The sequence below is a fragment of the Bradyrhizobium sp. URHC0002 genome, from assembly GCF_054059515.1.
On sequence record NZ_JBSSCF010000001.1, the window covers coordinates 3,915,076 to 3,932,677 of the forward strand.

General features: G+C 59.8%; 15 protein-coding genes. 4 read left to right on the plus strand and 11 right to left on the minus strand.

The features are described 5' to 3' along the window. Window positions 1-28: 28 nt before the first annotated feature. The 9 genes from ACVWVY_RS18985 to ACVWVY_RS19025 form a co-directional block, all read right to left on the minus strand. A complete protein-coding gene (locus ACVWVY_RS18985) occupies window positions 29-1,642 on the minus strand; it encodes a complex I subunit 5 family protein (protein ID WP_456627801.1) in 1,614 nt (537 codons plus the stop codon). A 14-nt stretch (window positions 1,643-1,656) separates the two neighbouring features. Further along, window positions 1,657-2,901: a complex I subunit 5 family protein gene (locus ACVWVY_RS18990; RefSeq protein ID WP_456627802.1), complete on the minus strand. Its 1,245-nt coding sequence runs from the start codon at window positions 2,899-2,901 to the stop codon at window positions 1,657-1,659. 287 nt (window positions 2,902-3,188) lie between these two features. Further along, entirely contained in the window at window positions 3,189-3,530 is a 342-nt protein-coding gene (locus tag ACVWVY_RS18995; RefSeq protein ID WP_456627803.1) for an NADH-quinone oxidoreductase subunit K, read from the minus strand. Continuing rightward, a complete protein-coding gene (locus ACVWVY_RS19000; protein WP_456627804.1) occupies window positions 3,527-4,468 on the minus strand; it encodes an MnhB domain-containing protein in 942 nt (313 codons plus the stop codon). Before ACVWVY_RS19000 ends, ACVWVY_RS18995 begins: the two co-directional genes overlap by 4 nt. Next, complete coding sequence (locus ACVWVY_RS19005; protein ID WP_456627805.1) at window positions 4,465-4,758, minus strand: monovalent cation/H(+) antiporter subunit G; 294 nt, start codon at window positions 4,756-4,758, stop codon at window positions 4,465-4,467. The genes ACVWVY_RS19000 and ACVWVY_RS19005 overlap by 4 nt, the downstream gene beginning before the upstream one ends. Further along, the gene (locus tag ACVWVY_RS19010) at window positions 4,755-5,042 is read right to left on the minus strand and encodes a monovalent cation/H+ antiporter complex subunit F (RefSeq protein WP_456627806.1); all 288 of its coding nucleotides are present in this window, start codon (window positions 5,040-5,042) and stop codon (window positions 4,755-4,757) included. Before ACVWVY_RS19010 ends, ACVWVY_RS19005 begins: the two co-directional genes overlap by 4 nt. Further along, window positions 5,035-5,574, minus strand: a complete 540-nt coding sequence (locus ACVWVY_RS19015; protein WP_456627807.1) for a Na+/H+ antiporter subunit E — start codon at window positions 5,572-5,574, stop codon at window positions 5,035-5,037. Before ACVWVY_RS19015 ends, ACVWVY_RS19010 begins: the two co-directional genes overlap by 8 nt. Before the next feature lie 1,010 nt (window positions 5,575-6,584). After that, complete coding sequence (locus tag ACVWVY_RS19020; RefSeq protein ID WP_456627808.1) at window positions 6,585-9,641, minus strand: efflux RND transporter permease subunit; 3,057 nt, start codon at window positions 9,639-9,641, stop codon at window positions 6,585-6,587. Then, the gene (locus ACVWVY_RS19025) at window positions 9,638-10,705 is read right to left on the minus strand and encodes an efflux RND transporter periplasmic adaptor subunit (protein WP_456632249.1); all 1,068 of its coding nucleotides are present in this window, start codon (window positions 10,703-10,705) and stop codon (window positions 9,638-9,640) included. Before ACVWVY_RS19025 ends, ACVWVY_RS19020 begins: the two co-directional genes overlap by 4 nt. 795 nt (window positions 10,706-11,500) lie before the next feature. Between ACVWVY_RS19025 and ACVWVY_RS19030 the strand changes: the two genes are divergently transcribed. From ACVWVY_RS19030 to ACVWVY_RS19045, 4 genes are all read left to right on the plus strand, one after another. Next, window positions 11,501-12,586 (plus strand): ATP-binding protein, encoded by a 1,086-nt coding sequence (locus ACVWVY_RS19030; protein WP_456627809.1) that lies wholly within the window; start codon window positions 11,501-11,503, stop codon window positions 12,584-12,586. 112 nt (window positions 12,587-12,698) lie between these two features. Next, on the plus strand, window positions 12,699-13,328 hold the full coding sequence (locus ACVWVY_RS19035) for a response regulator (protein ID WP_456627810.1): 630 nt from the start codon (window positions 12,699-12,701) through the stop codon (window positions 13,326-13,328). A gap of 316 nt (window positions 13,329-13,644) precedes the next feature. Beyond that, window positions 13,645-14,280 (plus strand): response regulator transcription factor, encoded by a 636-nt coding sequence (locus ACVWVY_RS19040; protein WP_456627811.1) that lies wholly within the window; start codon window positions 13,645-13,647, stop codon window positions 14,278-14,280. A gap of 210 nt (window positions 14,281-14,490) precedes the next feature. Continuing rightward, window positions 14,491-15,648, plus strand: coding sequence for an epoxide hydrolase family protein (locus ACVWVY_RS19045; protein ID WP_456627812.1), 1,158 nt, complete (start codon window positions 14,491-14,493; stop codon window positions 15,646-15,648). A gap of 24 nt (window positions 15,649-15,672) precedes the next feature. Here the strand turns inward: ACVWVY_RS19045 and ACVWVY_RS19050 are convergent, their stop codons facing one another. Together ACVWVY_RS19050 and ACVWVY_RS19055 are read right to left on the minus strand one after the other, a co-directional pair. Further along, complete coding sequence (locus ACVWVY_RS19050; protein WP_456627813.1) at window positions 15,673-16,614, minus strand: GAF domain-containing protein; 942 nt, start codon at window positions 16,612-16,614, stop codon at window positions 15,673-15,675. 121 nt (window positions 16,615-16,735) lie between these two features. Then, window positions 16,736-17,530 carry a class II aldolase/adducin family protein gene (locus ACVWVY_RS19055; RefSeq protein WP_456627814.1) on the minus strand — a complete coding sequence of 265 codons (795 nt, stop codon included), beginning with the start codon at window positions 17,528-17,530 and terminating at the stop codon, window positions 16,736-16,738. Between the last annotated feature and the right edge of the window lie 72 nt (window positions 17,531-17,602).

A 17,602-nucleotide genomic window follows, 5' to 3' on the forward strand; every position in this document is an offset into this window, starting at 1 on the left:
TCGCGTTCGGGCGTTACTGCGCGTCAATTTACCGGGCGAATAGCGCTGCACCTAGCGCGATGGTCACCATAAGCAAGGACAAGCCGGCCGCCGGCCACTGACGAAGAACCCCGTCCATTCGTTCCAGCCCCTTGCCCCACGCGACAGCCATCTGCATTCCGCCATCCAGTGCGACAATGATGTCTCCCTTGGGAATGCGTGGCAACGAACGCCACCAACGCCACAGCGGAATTGCCAGTACGGCACCCAGCAGAACGGGCCAAAGCGCCTTCCATAGCACCGCAGGAGAAAGCGGGTCGGGCAGCGTTCCGCTCGGGACCGTCAGATACAGCGTCCACGGCACGACGAGCGAAACCACGGCGGTCGCCAGCCACGGCCACACAAGTCCTGCGGCTGCTGTCGCTTGCGGGTCCTGCGATGCCGACTGCGCAAGGCTGCGCAGGAACTGCAGCATCAGCAGCGTCGTTCCAACCGCAGACAGCGTTGCAATCGCGCTCGCGGTGCTGTCTCCCAGCAATTCGTCGGCAACGAACTTCGCCAATGCTCCGCCCGTGAGCGGCAGCCCGCCGAGGCCAATCGCGATGATTGCCACGGGCAGCAGCATCGGCCATAGCCGCCGGCTGCCGGTCGCGGCGATCACGCCGATGGACAGGAACAGCGCGCCCTTCACCAGGACATGGTGCGCGGCATAGAAGGCCGCTGCCAGTGCGGCGCGGCCGTCCCCCGCGAGCATTCCCATGCCAATGACCGCGACGATGAACCCCATCTGGCTCACGCTTGAATACGCCAGCACGACCCTGGGATTGCGTTGCGTGATTCCAATCACGACGCCGTAGAGCGCGGCAAAAAGTCCTGCGCCCGCGACTGCCGTGCCCCAATCGGGCAGCGCGGTTTCGAGGGGTAAAAGCCGGATCATTCCAAGGATGCTTGCCTTGACGGCTGCACCGCTCAGTACAGCAGAAGCCGGCGTCGGCGCGGCCGAATATGCCAGTGGCATCCAGACGTGAAATGGTACGAGGCCCGCTTTCATGCCGAAGCCGGCTATCAACAGGGCAAGAATCAGATCGCGCTGAGGCGAGGTCGGCAGCGCTGCCGCGGCGTCGCGGATTAACAGGCTATCACCCGGGATTTGCGCGGCCAGCAGCACGAAGGCCATGAGCAGGAGGGATTCGGCCAGCAAAGCGAGCCCGATATAGACTGCGCCGGCGCGCCAGGCGCCGGGCGTTTCGTGGTAAATGACGAGGCCGCAGGCTCCGAGCGTGAGCAGCGCGAGAAGAAAATAGAAGCCGACCATGTCAGCGGCCAGAAATACGCCGAGGCAGCCAGTGAGTGTCATCAACCAGCACACCACGAATAGCCCGCGGTTCGGCCGGCCCTGCAGATACTGCGAGGCATAAGCACCTGATGCGATCCACAACAGCGCCGCAACGCCCAGCAGCATGGCTCCAGGACGGTCCAGAGCGAACGTCAAATGGAGGCGTGTCGAACCTATTGCCAGCGAGGAATCAGAAGCGACAAGCAACACCGCGGCCAGCGCCGGGATCGGGGCGAACGCCAGTAGCGAAGGCATCCGGTTCAGAGCACGCGGCCAGAGGCATGCCAGGAGCATGCCGAGTGGAACGACGAAGGCGCTGGCCAGCAATGTACCTTCCCAAGTCATCGCGACCCAACCATGGTTGATTCCGGGCGGCCAATTTGGAAAATATCGACAGGGCCGGACGCGACCAGACCCAGCAACAGCGACGTCAGTGCCAACGCCAGGGCCGCGGCTTCCTGATATCTCGGCACATCGATGCGGAGCTTGAGAGGCTCACTCGACGGCGCAATTGCGCGCGACAGCACGATGAACATATAGGCGCTTGTGAAGAGGCCTCCGGCGAGCATCACAATCGCCCACCACCATTGACCGGTCGCGACCGTCGCCTCGAGCAGAATCCATTTCGCCAGAAAGCCGCCACTGGGCGGCAACCCGATCAGGGATACTCCACCGAGTGCGAACGCGAAGACCGTCATCGGAAGCGCCCGGGCGATCCCGCCGAGTTCGGCGATGCGATCATGGCCGAGGGCGACATAGATAAGTCCAGCGGCCATGAACATGGCCGCCTTCGCCGTCGCGTGCGATATCGCCTGGAGCATCCCGCCGGTCAAAGCGCCGCCGCTCTGGAGCTGCGCTGATACGGTGTCAAGTGCGAGCGGAAACATCAGGAACAGGTAGCCGATCTGCGCGACCGTCGAATAGGCGATCAGGAGCTTCAGCCGCTGCTGTCGCAGCGCCACGACGCTGCCGAACACAATTGCCGCCGCCCCCAGCGCACCGAACAGTTGCGCGCCGGCTGCACCGAGCATTCCTGGCATGACGTCGAACCAGAGCCGCACAAGGATGAAGAACGAGCCCTTCACCACTACCGCCGACAGAACCGCGCTGGCGGCCGCCGGCGCGCCGGCATGGGCTGGCGGAAGCCATAGATGCAGCGGAAAGAGAGCGGTCTTGGCGAAGAGTCCGATGGTCATCAGCGTGGCGGCAACAAGTGTTGCGGGTTCAATATGAACCCGGCGGGAGAGCAGGACGATGTCGAGCGTTGCATAGCTGCCGTAGAGCAGGGCGGTTCCGGCCAGGTAGAGAATCGAGCCGAGCAGGGCGAAGAGCAGGTATCGCAGCGCTGCCTGCAATGTCTCCGCTCGGCCGTCGAGACAGACCAGCGGTACCGCGGCGAAGGTGAGGAGCTCGATTGCGACGTACAACGTGAACAGATCTCCACCCAGGAAGACCATATTCATTGCGCCCCAGATCGCCATCAGCAGGATCCAGAACGCGAACGGTGCGCGGGCTTCGACGGACCCTGCACGCGTGCCGAAGTCAGCAAGCGCAAAGACGGCGACCGCGCAGATCACGATCGCCATTGTTACCATCATCGCGGCCGAAAGTCCGTCGGCGCGCAACGCGATCCCGAGCGGGGGCTTCCAATCCCCGACGATGTAGATCAATCGGTCGCCGCTTCGCCACACGTCGACGAAGATGATCGACGAAAGGATGAGACCGGAGGGCAGCAGAACGGAGGCAATCCTTTCAGCGTATCGCCCGCCCAGGATGAATGACAACAGAACGCCCACGACCGGCAATACGATCGCCAGAACAAGGAACGCTCCATCTGTCGTTGTCGCGTCGGGCAAGACGTTTGCCTCCGGCATCAGGAGTTGCCTCCAACCGGATCGGTGCCTCCGGAATTATCGGGGCTGAGCGTGGATCGGCCGGTTTCCTGCAAAAGTCGCAGCACCAGGGCGATGGCCATGGCGGTCGCCGCGAAGGCAACAACGATCGCGGTAATGACCATCGCTTGAGGAACTGGGTCACCCCCGAGGCCGGAAGCTGCGGCCCTTCTGGACACGACGCCGAATACCAGAAATACGCCGCTTCCCAGCAGGTTGAATGCCAGTATCTTGCGCAGCGGTTCGGGATTCGTGACGAGCCCGTACAATCCAATTCCCACCAGAGCTGCGCCACTTAACCCGAACAACGTTGCAGCGTTCATTGCTGTTGCACCCGTTCCGGCGGGCCTGCGGCCAGCAGGGCCAGGGCCACACCGATTGAAAGTGTCAAGGCGACCTCTACCGCGACAATCAGCGGTTTGGCGTGCCCCGGTGGATAAGCAAGAAAGGCATTCGCCAGCACCATCCCGGCTATTCCGATGGCAAGGAAAATCACCGGTCCGACAATGAGCAGCAGGCGTAACCAGCGCTGATCGATCGAAGGTACGCTCTCCAGGCCCGCGATCATGGCAAGGAGCCACATCGCCGCCAGGACCGTGCCGCCTTGAAAGGCGCCGCCCGGTTCTTTTGCGCCGACCCAGCACATATAGATCGCCACCACGATTCCCACCGGTGGCAGAAGCTGGGCAAGAAAAGTCAGCGTGCTGTTTGACTGCGAATAGAGACGCAGTCCCGGTATTCCACCCCACACGGTATCGGGCGCCAACGACCAGACGCCGAGCAAAGCGAGTATCAAGACCACTTTCTCGAGCAGCGTGTCGAGAGCGCGGTAAACGAACAGCACGCCGGCGACCGGATTGCCGAGGCCGCTCTGCGCCAGATGCTCCATCACCATCGGTGCGAGTGTTGGAATGACTTCGGGTGGGGACAGGATGGCGGTTGCTAGGCCTGCCGTGACAAGCGCGCACAATACCCCAGTCGCAAAACGCACCGGCAGGCTGGCCCGGGTGTCGCTGCCTTTGGCAAACCGCAGGCGTGCGACCGCCCCGAGCATCAGCATGCCTGTCATTCCACCGCCGATCGCCGCCTCCGTCAGCGCGACATCGACCGCAGCGAGCCTGACCCAGGCGATGGCCAACAGCAACCCGTAGACGACAAAGCCGATAACAGCTGAGAACGCCTCGCGCGCGGCGATAGTCGATGCTCCGATCCCGAGGATCAGGACGACAAGACCGATATCGAAAACAGACACGATGGTCATCGATGTGGTCCGCGTGGTCGAACCGCGCCTGCAATTAGCTGTGTAACAATCGCGCCGGACAACTGGACCAGTAGCCAGATGCTCACCAGCTTCAAGGCGCCGAACGGTCCGTTTGCCTGTGGCAAAAGGCCCAGAACGACAAGGCCAAGGCCGAGATTGTCTACCTTGGTCAGGGCATGCAGACGCGTCAGTGCGTCCGGGAACCGGAGCAAGCCGACCGTCCCCGCCAAAAAGAAGAATGCCCCCGCCGAGACAGCTGAAACGGTGAAGATGTCAAGCGCGAGGCTCATCTGCCGCTCGTTGCCTTCGAGACCTCGCTCTCCGGGTCGGAAGCGCTTCTAACGAACGCGACGGCCGCGAACGCTGCAAACAGCGCAAGCAGCAATGCAGCGTCCACGACCGGCGGTGTCTCAGTCGCCGTAGCCAGCAAAAGAAGGATGGCTACGCCGCCGGTGCCCAAGAGTTGGGCCACCATCATGTGGTCAACCTCGGCTGGGCGCTGAAGAATAACGACCAAGCCAAGCGCCACCATCGTCAGCACGAAGCCCGCGGCTCCGAACAGGAAGCTAGCCATTACTCCGCGCTCCTCCGAGTGCCTGGATGCACAGGGCTTCCTCCGCAGCCAGCTGCTCGCCCACCGGCTGCGTGACATCGAGGCAATGAACGGTTAGGCCATTGCCTTCCGCGGGCCCGCACGGAAGCGTGCCGGGCAGCAAACTCATGATTGCGCAGAACGCATCTCGTGCTGTGCCCGGTGGAAGGTGCGCTTGATAGACAACAAAGCCCGGCCGCAACCGCGGCCGAGGATCAAGCGCCCGCAGTGCGACGTCCACCCCGGCCACGATCGATTGACGCAGAAAGTGCAGCACGAATTCGACGAGCTTGATCGGACGCAGGCTCCAATGCTGTGGCGGCATCAGGCGCAGACTTGCCCAGGTTGCTGCGACAGCAGCGGCCAATCCGGCGGCAAGATCGCCGGTGTCGGCGTCGGTTAGCCCCAGCCAGAAGAAAAAAAATCCGGCACCGCGGAAAATCGCACTCCCAAGAGTGCCTGGACCGTTCACGCCCAGCTCTGCCGGTCTGCTTTGTTCCTCCGAAGAGTTCATGACCCGACCGACCTCCATGTTACTCAGCAGCGGGGTCTCGCTCCCACCGATGCATCAACACCAACTTAGTTGGCGAGGATCAGGAGGCGGCCCTCATCTCGCCTTTGCTTTCTTGTGTAGAAGCATGGCGTTCGATCGGCTTGGCGGTACTTGGACGGCCATTGCCCTGGGCGAAGCTGGATTGCAACGGAGCCGCAGCCGCATCGCTGCTTCAGGAGCCGCTTTCTCTGCACACTGCACGTTCAGGGTTCGCTACGATATCGGGTGATCCACCTAGATGAAGATGAGGAATCACCCTTGCCGCAGGGGCAAAGGGTTGCCGTGGCTTCGGATTGAATCGCAGCCGAAGATAATCAGAAGATAGTCAAGAGGACGCTTAGGGTGGCGAGCTCACCATTGGTCGGACCACCATCGCGGTCAATGCGAATAAGGAAAGCACTTGCACCGGCTGCGACGTCATTTCGAGCCTCGATTGCGCCAACCGGCGACAATCGCGGCCATTCGGCCATGGCCGGAGTGAAACTAGATCGGCTGCAGTTGCGACGGAGCTGCAGCCGTATCAAAATGCCGTATTAGGGCCGGATTCCCATTCGCCTGGCGCAATCCCGATAGGCCGACACGCCCCTTGCGTTTCTCTCTGCTGTGGGGCTGGTCATAGGGACAGCGTTCGCGGCCTCATTGGCTTGCCTGAAGCATTCTGCTCGTGCCGCACTGGCCGACTGCTTCTGCGCCGCCGCTTCGGAAATTGACACTGCGAGTAGTGCGGGAACAAGCAGGGCAAATGCCAAGCGTACCTTTGGGGTCTGCATCGTCGCCTCCTTTGTTGAGTATCGGAACAATGCACGATTGGAGCGAGCCGCGATATCGGGTGGATCACCCAGTCGATGTTTAGGAATCACCTTATGGCATTGCGAAAGGCGCTACGGTTTGGATCTGAATATGCGTTTCTCCGATCTGGACTTGATCAGGGGTCGTGACGACCCGGCACGGGCGATTTGCATTTTGCGCGACTATGCCGGGTTCGACGAAAGAGCTGAGGATTCTTCGACTCCCTTGAACCAGGCAACATACAATGTGGGCAGAAAGATCAGCGTGAGAATTGTCGCAACCAACAAGCCTCCCATGATCGCAAAGGCCATTGGTCCCCAGAACACCGTCGGAGCGATCGGTATCATGCCGAGAACGGTGGACACAGCGGTCAGCATGATTGGACGGAAACGGGAGCTGCTGGCATCGATGGCGGCGTCCCAAGCATTTTTCCCCTGAGAGCGCTCCGCCTCGATCTGCCCGATCAGGATCACCGCATTCTTGGTGATCATGCCCAGCAGCGCCAGGATGCCGAGAATGGCAACGAAGCCCAGTGGCCTGCCAGACAGCAGCAGCGCCGCGACGACGCCGATCAGGCCGAGCGGCGCTACGCTAAGGACCAGGAACAGCCGTTGGAAGCTTTGCAGCTGCACCATGAGGACCGTGAGCATGATGAGCAACATGACCGGAACGACGGCGATGACGGAGGCCTGTGATTTCTGGCTTTCTTCGACCGTCCCGCCGACAACGATGTGATACCCGGCAGGGAGGGTCTTTGTCAGGGCTTCCACACCGGGCGAAAGCGAACTCACTACCGTTTCCGGCAGGGCTCCTGCGACGATGTCGGCTTGCACCGTCAGCGTCGGAACGCGGTCGCGCCGCCAGATCAAGGGATATTCCTGCCCGTATTCGAAGGTCGCAAACTGACTGATCGGAACCGTTCGCCCGCCCGGCAGCGGCACTTGCACGGTGCGCAGGGTAGCAAGCGAGACGCGTTGTTCATCCGTCGCACGTGCGATGACATCGACGAGATAAATATCATCGCGCACCTGGGTAACGGAGGTGCCGGATATCACGGTATTCAAGACACCAGCCAATGCCTGCGAGCTCAGGCCCAGCAGGCGCGCTTCATCCTGGTCGACCCGAATGCGCACCTGGCGGGCGGGCTCTATCCAGTCAAAATTGACCTTTTCGGCTTTGGGATTGGTCGCGACGATTTGGGCGAGCTTGAGAGCAATCTCGCGCACCTGACCTATGTCGGGTCCGCTGACGCGATATTGCACAGGCCATCCGACCGGAGGCCCAAGTTCAAGCGGGTAAACCCGCGAAATTGCGCTTGGAAACTCGTCAGACAGGATCTTTTCAAGCTTTAAACGAAGGCGTTCGCGTGCCGCAACGTCCTTTGCAACGATTACCGCCTGCGTAAAGAAGTTGTTCGGTAACTGAACATTGAGCGGCAGATAGAAGCGAATCGCGCCGCGACCCACATAGGTGCTCCAGCGCGCGACATCCGGATCGCCCTTCAGAGCAGCATCGAGGCGTTGCGCAGCGGTTTCGCTGGCATAGATCGACGCATTCTGCGGCAGACTGAGATCGACCAGCAACTCCGGACGATCCGAGGACGGAAAGAACTGCCGAGGGATGAGGGGAAGCGCGAGAAAGGACGCTACGAAGAGTGCCAGCGAAACGAAGATCGTCAGCCATTTCGCGCGCATGGCGAAGGTGAGGAAATTCCGATACCATCGAAAAATCCTGCCGGGATCGCCGGTCGCTGCGACCCTCGGTGGCTTGAGAATGACGACGCCCAGCAGCGGCGCAAAGATCACCGCAACGAACCATGACACGATCAGCGCGATGCTGACCACCGCGAAGAGCGAGAATGTGTATTCTCCCGCCGAACTGGCGGCAAAGCCGACGGGGACGAAGCCGGCGATCGTCACCAGCGTCCCCGCGAGCATGGCAAATGCGTAGGTCCGGAACGCGAATGTCGCGGCCTCGACCTTGTCGTCGCCGGCAGCCAGTCGATTGAGCGTGGCGTCGGTCGTCGTCATCGCGTCGTCGACGAGCAAGGCGAGGGCGATGATCAGCGCGCCGAGCGATATGCGTTGCATATCGATGCCCGACATTTTCATGATCGGAAAGACGATGGCGAGCGTCAACGGAATGGAAAGCGCGATGATCAAGCCGGGCCGGACGCCGAGGCTGATGAAGCTCACGACGAGAATAATGGCGATCGCCTGCAGCAGCGACGTCATGAATTCCGAGATGGCGCCGTCGACGGTGACGGCCTGGTCCGCAATGAGTTTCGGCTCGATGCCGACAGGCAAATCGGCGGTGATCTGCGCCATCACTCGTTTGATGTTTGCGCCGAGAGCAAGAATATCACCGCCGTCCCGCATCGCGATCGCAAGCCCGATGGCCGGTTCGCCATTGACACGAAACTGCGGCTGCGGCGGATCGGAATAGTCACGCCGTATCTGCGCGATATCGCTGAGACGAAGCACACGTCCGCCGGCGACGAAATTGGTGTTCGCGACATCCTGCTCCGATGCAAATGCGCCGGAAACCCGCAGCGAAAGGCTTTCATTGCCGGTTTGAATCGTGCCGGCCGGCTGTACGATGTTCTGCGCTTGCAGTGCGGCGATCAGTGCAGATCGGTCGATCCCCAGGCTGGCGAGTTCCTTCATCGAGAATTCGACGAAGATCCTCTCGTCCTGTGCCCCTAACAGTTCGATTTTTGATACGTCAGGCACCAGGAGCAGTTTTGAGCGGATATCCTCGACACGATCGCGCAGTTCGCGATGCGTGAAGCCGTCGCTCGTAAAGCCATAGATAATCCCGAACGTATCACCGAAATCGTCATTGAAGCCGGGCCCGACGATTCCTGCCGGGAGCGTGTGGCGGATATCGCCGACATTCTTGCGAACCTGATACCAGGTGTCCAACACTTCCTTCTCGTTCGCGCTGCCCTTCAGGTTGACAAAGATTGTCGTAACGCCGGCACGCGTGAAGCTGCGCAGAAAATCCAGATGAGGCGTTTCTTGCAGTTTGCGCTCAAGCCGTTCGGTCACCTGCTTGAGGGTCTCCTCGACGGTCGCCCCCGGCCAGGCTGCCTGCACGACCATGGTCTTGATGATGAAGGTTGGATCTTCGCTGCGGCCAAGTCGGAAGTACGACAAGATGCCGGCGATGACGGCAACGATCATGATGTAGGCGACGAGCGAGCGGTGTTTGAGCGCCCATTCGGAGAGATTGATCATGGCTCTGACCCGAGCAGGCGAATCTTCTGGCCCGGGTGAAGGGCCTGAACGCCCGCTGTGACCACGACTTCGCCGGTGTCCAGCCCCTGGGAAACGACCACCCGCGCCTGGTCAAAGCGCAAGACGTCGACGTTTCGGATCGAAACTGTTTTGGTCGATGGATCGACAATCCATACCGCCGGTCGCTGATTGATCTTCGTTAATGCCGTCGCCGGGATGTCGATAATCGGCACGGCGTCGGTTTGCAGGCGCCCGACGACCGTTGCCCCAAGCCGCATGGCTGCTGGAGGGTCAGTCAGGCCGACCTTGACCTCGAAGGTCCGCGTTACAGGATTGGCTTGTGCGGCGACCTCTCGGATGCGTCCGCGAGCAGTCACCGCCGGATCGTCCGTCAGGCTGACGGTGATCTGGGGATCGCTGGGTGCTGATCGAAGCAACTGGGCCGGAACGTCGAAGATCGCGTCGCGACCGTCCTTTCGTGCAAGCCTGGCGATCATTTGCCCGGCCTGAACAACTTCCCCCGCGCCGGGGCCTGTTGCGGTTATTGTCCCCGGCGCATCGGCTTTGAGTTCGGTGAAGCCCACCAAATCGTGTGCGGTACGGAGTTGGGCTTCGGCGGCATCCACCTGCGATTGGGCGGTCTGTTGCGCCTGCGTCGCGACATCGAAATTGGCTCGTGTCGTCCATCCCTGCGCAAGAAGCGTCTCCTGGCGGTCGAAATGATTGCGCGCCTGCGTCAATTGGCCCTGGGCTGCCGCGAGACCTGCCTGCGCCTGCCGCAGTGTGTTCAACTCGTTTTGTGGCTCCAGCCGTGCCATGATTTGCCCGGCTTGCACCCGATCCCCAAGCTTGCCGCTGTTTTCCAGCAGCCGCCCGGAAATTCGAAACGCCACGCTCACCTCGTCCTCAGCCTCGATACGACCTGTGAACGTAATCGCCTGGCCAGCCTCGCGCTTCTCAACGGTTATAGTTCGAACCGGACGGGCCACTGGAGCTGCGGCGTCAGTCTCTCTCTGACAGGCCGCGAGCAACAATGCCGGCGCCATCGCAACAAGCGCCGTCATCAGCAATCGATACAATTTCGTCCTGCCAGAGGGTGAAGGCATAGCAAGACCTATGAGCTGCAGGGCGACTGAGCTGCAGGGCGACCCCGACAAGTATTTTCGGTCGGGCAAAGACCCCCCGCCATCGGCAAATATACTGAGGCTGCCTGCTGATTGCCTCGGCCTAATTGAGATGCTGCCTGCATGACGGTTACGCCAGCGCTGCCTTCCCCTTTTTAGTCCTGTTTGGTCTGTGGCTTGTTGCTGGCCAGCGAAGCAGGAATGCAAAAGGCTTGCCGATTCAAGAGCCGCATCTGACGAAGAATTTCGGAAGAACAGCCTTCTGCAGCAGCCTCAAGAAAGGTGTCGGATGAACCTGTCGCAGTTCTTCATCACGGTTCCGTCAAGGATCTTGGGCTGACGAATAATTTCCCGCTATCGGGAAATATACTGAGCGTGCGTAGTCGTCCTTGAGAGTTTTCCCCGAGTTCGGCCGCAGCAGTTACGTGGGCGTTAAGTAACTGAAATCGCGTTCAATCTATAATTGTTACAACGCAAACTGAAGGACTTGAATAAAAATGCAATGTGCAAAATGTGCCAAACGTACGCATGTTCGAACAGATACTTGACGAGGGTGTTCGAGGGGGTATTTACTTAGGCCAAGCCCAGAGCGCGATGTAGACCTAACGTTGCCTAGGGAAATCAAGCAGCCGACAGGTCGCGCGATCCGGGAAATATCAGGGGCAAGACCGTATGAGTCCCCGACCCGCGTACCACAAACTCCACTGGATACATGCTCCGGAATATCTCTTCGGAATGCAGATTTCGAATGATGGACGTTTTCTCTACGAAAGCATGAACCCGGCCTTCGAACGCTTGCTCGGAATTTCAATCGACGGCGAAAGAGAAATTCATGACTGCATGAGCGAAGAGGACGCGAGGTCCATCTGCGCTTTTTGCGACGCATGTCTAGCCGAGGGAAGATCAGTTCGTTACCAGCACCGCCTTACCCTCGGCGGACGCCGACGCGAGTTTGATACGACGATCAATCCCGTCCGTGATTCCGAAGGCGGGAAAATAGTTAAGCTGGTTGGTAGCCATCGGGCTCTCGAAGAGCGGGCGACGGTCGATGCCGTCGACAAGATGGCCAAAAGACAGGCCGCAGCAGAACTCGAGCGCCGGCTGTTGTCGCTTCAGGAAGAGGTGCAGCAGCGGATTGCATCCGATCTGCATGATTCGACCTGCCAGCATTTGATTGCCGCGAGCTTGAACGTGATGCGATTGAGGCGCGCAGTGAGCGATAACGGCAACGCCGAGAAGCTCATCGATGATATCGATGCGTCGATTGACCAGGCGCAGAGGGAGATCCGCGCCTTTACGTACCTGCTGCATCCTCAGAATCTGCTACCCAATGGCCTGAAGAATACGATCGAGCAGTTCGTAAACGGATTTTCGGCACGCACTTCGTTGAAGACGAGTCTCGCGATCGCTCCGGACGTCGATAAATTGTCCTACGAGCGGCAGCGCGCGGTGCTGAGAGTTATTCAAGAGGCCCTTATGAACGTCTTCCGTCATGCCCAAGCAACACGGGTAAGCGTCACAATGAAGACAATGGATACTCATCTCAAGCTGCAGATCGCTGATAACGGCCGTGGCATGTCAATCAATCAAGCGAGATCGGGCCCCGAGGCGATTTCATTTGGTGTCGGAATTCCGGCGATGAAAGCCCGATTGCGGCAGCTGGGCGGTACGCTCGAAATCCATTCTTCATCAGCGACAGGGGGCCGAGGTACTACGTTGTGTGCAGAACTTCCGCACTCTCTCCCGCTCAAGGCAGAGCGACAGCGGGTACGGCATCATAAGCACCTGGGGCATCACAGATCCATTGCGGGGCAGCATTAGAACCGTCAGCTGCTCGAAATGCTGGAGGAATGCAGGGAGTCCGGCGAAGTCTGGAAGCGAACGGTCGGATGTCGATGGCCGCCGCGATGCGGTATTGGAGTTTTCTTCGATCATGAAACGGATTCTTATTGCCGACGATCATGAGGCGGTGCGATCCGGGCTACGTGCCGTGTTGGAAGGGCGCGCCGGCTGGGAGGTCGTTGCTGAGGCTCGCGATGGCAAGGAGGCGGTCGCTGGGGCTGTGGAGAAAAGGCCCGACGTTGCCATTGTTGACTATGCGATGCCGTTTATGACCGGGATAGAAGTTGTACGGCGCATCAGGGAACATCAGCAAACAACGGAAATACTCATTTTCACAATGCATGACTCTGAGGTGCTTGCGTTGCAGGCGTTCCAGGCCGGTGCCCGTGCGTTTTTGCTGAAGGCTGATGCGAACAAGATGCTCTTGGCGGCCGTCGAGTCATTGATAGTTCATAAACCGTTCTATGCGGGATCTTTCACGAGCGAACTAAAGGGCATGGCGGCTGGGAAGGGCAATCAGAATCAGGTGCTCTCGCCTCGAGAAAAGACGATCGTTAAACTGGTTGCGGAAGGATACAGCAACAAGGGCGTAAGCGCGATCTTGAATCTCAGCATAAAGACGACGGAGACGCATCGAGCAGCCGCCATGCGCAAGCTTAACATAAATTCGACAGCGGGCCTGGTTCGATACGCGGTTCGCAGCAAGCTCGTGGAGGCATAGGAACGGTTCGTTTATGGAGGATAAAGCCAAATTGTGGTTCGAACCATAAATCGGGTGCTGGCTTCTCCAGTCGTCTCGCGAGATTGCGCTGCACCCTATGTACGGATTCCGGGAGAGCTGACCAACCAGATGTTGGGCGCGGCGTCTCCAGGATATCGAAGGCGTTCAAGCGAGAAATCTGAAGACTCACCTACTGAGTTTCAGGGTTTTGTGGGATTTTCGGAAAGATAGTCGATCAGTATGACGAGTTAGTCGCGCTGTCGCATCGCTATCGCCAATCGCCTGGCCAGTGGCTCCAACCGACAGGAACGTCACTGTGAAGCAGATACTGATTGCGGACGACCATGAAGTCGTTCGCTCCGGTCTTCGCGCAATCATCGAAACTCGCGCCGACTGGATCGTGGGCGGGGAGGCGACCGATGGCAGGGAAGCCGTCGCGTTGGCTTTGAAAATGAAGCCGGATGTGGCGATCGTCGATTACTCAATGCCCGTTATGAATGGGTTGGAGGTTAGTCGTCGAATTAAATTGCATCACCTGCACACAGAAGTTCTCATTCTCACAATGCATGAACGTGAAGATATCCTGACGGAAGCCCTTCTGGCGGGCGTGCGGGGATTCCTGCTAAAGTCAGATGCGAGGAGCCACCTTCTTGCGGCCATCGAAGCATTACTTGACCACCGACCGTACTTCACCAGTGTTTTGTTGGAGAAGTTGCTTCATGACTATCAGTCAAATAAGAAGGACAAATCGGAGATATTGCTATCTTCGCGAGAACAGAGCGTTGTTCAACTGATTGCGGAAGGACACACCAACAAGTCGGTGGGGGCGGTGCTAAATCTCAGCGTGAAGACTGTCGAGACCCATCGGGCATCGGCAATGCGTAAGCTCAATGTTTCATCGACCGCCGAGTTGGTCCGGTATGCAATTCGTGCAAAGCTGATCGGCCTTTGAAGGATTTTCGGAGTACGGCGTTGAGCTTGAGCCGACTTCGCCGATTGCGGCGGCGCTGCGAAGATCATCCACGCCTTTTCCAAATGTCGCTGTAACACGTTGAATTCGCTGAATTCGCGGACTTCCCTTGATATCGGTCTTGCGTGGGACGATGATTTCCATCTGTGAAATCCGTCCCTGCAAGCGGCCGGGCTTTGAAAAGGGTCTTTCATGAGCGCTGAAATCAAGCCCTATCGCATTTCGATCGGCGACGAGGTGCTCGACGATCTCAAATCGCGGCTGCGCAACACGCGCTGGCCGGAAGCCGAACTGGTCGAGGACTGGAGCCAGGGCGCACCACTGAAATGGATCAAGGACATCTGCCGCTACTGGTCGGAAGAATATGATTGGCGCGGGCGCGAGGCGCGGCTCAATCGCTTTGCGCAGTTCACCACCGAAATCGACGGGCTCGACATTCATTTCCTGCACGTCCGTTCGCCGCACCCGGAAGCGATGCCGCTGGTCATCACCCATGGCTGGCCGGGTTCGGTGGTCGAGTTTCATAAGGTGATCGAGCCTTTGACCGATCCGACCGCGCATGGCGGCAACGCCGCCGACGCGTTTCACGTCGTTTGCCCGTCATTGCCAGGCTTTGGCTTCTCCGAGAAGCCGAAGACGACCGGCTGGGGCGTCGGTCGCATCGCGTTAAGCTGGGCGGTGTTGATGGATCGCCTTGGATATTCGCGCTATGGCGCGCAGGGCGGAGACTGGGGATCGGCCATCACGACCGCGATCGGCGCGCAGGATGCCGAACATTGCGCCGGCATCCACATCACGCTGGCGATGTCGGCGCGGCCCAATGTGGAAGGGCAGCCGACGCCGGAGGAAGCGCGGGCGCTGAAGGGAATTGAACACTACGCCGATTGGGATTCCGGCTACTCCAAGCAGCAATCGACCCGGCCGCAAACTTTGGGATATGGCCTGACGGATTCGCCGAGCGGGCAGGCTGCGTGGATTCTGGAGAAATTCTGGGCCTGGACGGATTGCGACGGGCACCCCGAGAACATCCTTGGCCGCGACGAACTTCTCGATAACGTGATGCTCTATTGGGTGACGGCGACCGCCGCCTCATCCGCGCGCCTTTATTGGGAGAGTTTCGGGCCCAAGCGTCGCACGCCGTTCAAGGTCACGATTCCGACGGGCGTGGCCGTCTTCCCCAAGGAGATCGTCACGCCGGTACGAAAGTGGATGGAAGCGAGCTACCCGAATATCCAGCGCTGGGCTGAAATGCCGAAGGGGGGTCACTTCGCGGCGTTCGAGCAGCCGGACCTGTTCGTGCGGGAGGTGCGGGACTATTTCAGGACGCTGCGGCACAGGCCTGTTTCCTGATCAGTTGGGCTCCTCCGCGACCGTTCAGAGATACCAGGCGAGAACGGCCTTGAGCAGCGCATTTTCGATCACCGGCAGAACGACGATCTGGTTCATGCCGGCGGCGCGGGCGAGCTGCGCCGCGATCGATTCATCGACCTTCAGATGCTCGTTGATGGCGGGCATGCCCGTCGCCCAGGCGCCGCCGATGCTGCCTTCGCCCTTGCGTATGGTCTTTGACGCATAAAGCGCGGTCAGATCGGCATTCTTGCTGCAATCGCCGGACTGAAACACCAGTTCCGTTCGCGACGGATTCGGCACCCAGATCTCAAAACGTCTCGCGATCGGCGTTGCCTGCGCGGACAGGAAGGTCATGACCCAGGTTTGATCCGGCGACGTCGCGTAGGGAATGCCGACGCCGCAATTGATTCCGATTTCGCTCGCTTCCTCCCAACGCAGAAAACTCTTGGCGTTGTGCAGGTCCTTGATGATGAGCGGCATGCCGGCTTTCCAGGCGCGGCCGGGCAGGCCGAACCCGCGCGGAAACTTGGTGTGCCGGGAGTTGAACTCGAACATATCGGCGGTGCCGTAGTAGCCGTCGACCAGGCCCATCTCGTGGGATTTCTCTGGATCGTTGTGCCAGAGCTCGATGGCGCCGACGTGCTTTTCGTCGTCGCCGCAGAACAGCACCATCACGGCCATCAGGAATTCGCCGGCGAAGACCGGCAGTGCGACGCCGCAGGTCAAGCCGGCCTCGATCGCCTCGTCGGTGCGCTTGAAGTAGGAGTTTGCGAATTCCGTGAGGATGACGGGATGACCGCTGGCCCAGGCCTTGCCCGGAAGGCCTTCGTCATAGGCGAACAGCGCGTTTTCGCTGACGGCCTTGAACTCCGAATACTCTTCGCTGCCAAGACAGCCGCCGAATTCCAGCCGCGTGCGGGTTCGGTCGGGGACCCACAGCTCAACCACGCGAATGAATGTCTTCATCGGGACGCACCTGTCGCTCCGCCTGACATCAGCATCGGCGATTTAGCGGCGGTAGGTGCGATCAAATTACAGGCAGGCTCCGCCCAAAGTTGATGCGAAAGATGCAGCCAACCCGCGAAGCCTAGTTCCGGTAGGAAGGATCGGTTCGGTCGAGCTTGCGCAGCAGCGCCGGCCAGGCGAGGTTGCCGTTGCGGGTGCTGCGGCCGGGCTTCGGCTGCATCCGCTCATAGGTGTCTTCGAGGATGTTCTGCGGCGGATAGATCAGCTTGGTGTTGCAGGACAACGCCATGACCTGCACCTGGCAGGCGCGTTCGAGGCGAAACAGCACATTGAAGGCTGCCGGCACGGTACGGCCGACCACCAGCAGGCCGTGGTTGCGCAGGATCATGGCTTCGTTGTCACCGAGATCCCTCACCAGCCGTTCGCGCTCGTCGACATTGTCGGCGATGCCTTCGAAATCGTGATAGGCGATGTGGAGAAACCGCATCGAGGTCTGCGCCAGCGGCAGCAATCCGCATTCCATGGCCGAGACGGCCATGCCGGCCGGCGTGTGCGTATGCGCCACGCAATCCATGTCATGCTTGGCCATGTGGATGGCGCTGTGAATCACGAAGCCCGCGACATTGACGTCATAATCCGATGCATTGAACAGCGTGTTGCCATCGACATCGATCTTGATCAGGCTGGAAGCGTCGATCTCCTCGTAGAGCATGCCGTAAGGATTGATCAGGAACTGGTCGGTTGTGCCCGGCACGCGGCAGGAGATGTGGTTGGCCACCATCTCGGTCATCCCGTACATCGCGGTGAGCCGGTAGCAGGCCGCGAGATCGACCCGGGCCTGCCATTCTTCCGCGCTCACCTGTTCGCGAACCGATTTTACGACCTTGACGGCGGGCGCGTTGACAGGAGGGTTCATGGCGTTTCTCCGCGGTTGAATTATTGGGCCGGGGCGGGCCGGATCGTTGGCCGGCAGGATAGCTGCAAAATT

What these genes read in the sequence shown, in the direction of transcription:
- ACVWVY_RS19010 (WP_456627806.1), bottom strand. Translation starts at nt 5,042, where the DNA reads ATGGCTAGCTTCCTGTTCGGAGCCGCGGGCTTCGTGCTGACGATGGTG.
- ACVWVY_RS18995 (WP_456627803.1), bottom strand. Translation starts at nt 3,530, where the DNA reads ATGAACGCTGCAACGTTGTTCGGGTTAAGTGGCGCAGCTCTGGTGGGA.
- ACVWVY_RS19020 (WP_456627808.1), bottom strand. Translation starts at nt 9,641, where the DNA reads ATGATCAATCTCTCCGAATGGGCGCTCAAACACCGCTCGCTCGTCGCC.
- ACVWVY_RS19015 (WP_456627807.1), bottom strand. Translation starts at nt 5,574, where the DNA reads ATGAACTCTTCGGAGGAACAAAGCAGACCGGCAGAGCTGGGCGTGAAC.
- ACVWVY_RS19050 (WP_456627813.1), bottom strand. Translation starts at nt 16,614, where the DNA reads ATGAAGACATTCATTCGCGTGGTTGAGCTGTGGGTCCCCGACCGAACC.
- ACVWVY_RS19000 (WP_456627804.1), bottom strand. Translation starts at nt 4,468, where the DNA reads ATGACCATCGTGTCTGTTTTCGATATCGGTCTTGTCGTCCTGATCCTC.
- ACVWVY_RS19025 (WP_456632249.1), bottom strand. Translation starts at nt 10,705, where the DNA reads ATGACGGCGCTTGTTGCGATGGCGCCGGCATTGTTGCTCGCGGCCTGT.
- ACVWVY_RS19055 (WP_456627814.1), bottom strand. Translation starts at nt 17,530, where the DNA reads ATGAACCCTCCTGTCAACGCGCCCGCCGTCAAGGTCGTAAAATCGGTT.
- ACVWVY_RS19005 (WP_456627805.1), bottom strand. Translation starts at nt 4,758, where the DNA reads ATGAGCCTCGCGCTTGACATCTTCACCGTTTCAGCTGTCTCGGCGGGG.
- ACVWVY_RS19045 (WP_456627812.1), top strand. Translation starts at nt 14,491, where the DNA reads ATGAGCGCTGAAATCAAGCCCTATCGCATTTCGATCGGCGACGAGGTG.
- ACVWVY_RS18990 (WP_456627802.1), bottom strand. Translation starts at nt 2,901, where the DNA reads ATGGCGATCGTGATCTGCGCGGTCGCCGTCTTTGCGCTTGCTGACTTC.
- ACVWVY_RS19035 (WP_456627810.1), top strand. Translation starts at nt 12,699, where the DNA reads ATGAAACGGATTCTTATTGCCGACGATCATGAGGCGGTGCGATCCGGG.
- ACVWVY_RS19030 (WP_456627809.1), top strand. Translation starts at nt 11,501, where the DNA reads ATGCAGATTTCGAATGATGGACGTTTTCTCTACGAAAGCATGAACCCG.